At 69.8% G+C, this 265-nt stretch carries 1 protein-coding gene; it reads right to left on the reverse strand.

Features of this window, described 5'->3' with window-relative positions; translation table 11 throughout:
* A partial coding sequence (locus JI666_RS22140; protein ID WP_206895055.1) for an LptF/LptG family permease occupies window positions 1-265 on the reverse strand: 265 nt, incomplete at both ends.

The raw sequence follows: 265 nt of genomic DNA on the forward strand, positions 1-265 counted from the left end.
GCCCACCAGCAGCATCGCTGCCATCAGCGTCGGCAGGGCCAGTTCGGACTGGAATTGCGCCCGGTGGGTGCGCGACGACAATCCGGCCCGGTCGAGGGCGCGGATGAAGGCGGGCATCTCCCAGACCGACAGCATTCCCGCGCGGCTGACGCTTTCGCGGATCCGGTCGCCCGTCAGGTCGCTGTCGAGCTCGAGCGTCGGATAGCGGCGCGAATCCCGTTCGGGATTCTCCGCGCGCAGGTCCCAGCGCTTGGCGTCGCTCAGG

It is taken from the genome of Bacillus sp. NTK071 (assembly GCF_017303315.1).
Taxonomy (GTDB): domain Bacteria; phylum Bacillota; class Bacilli; order Bacillales; family Guptibacillaceae; genus Guptibacillus.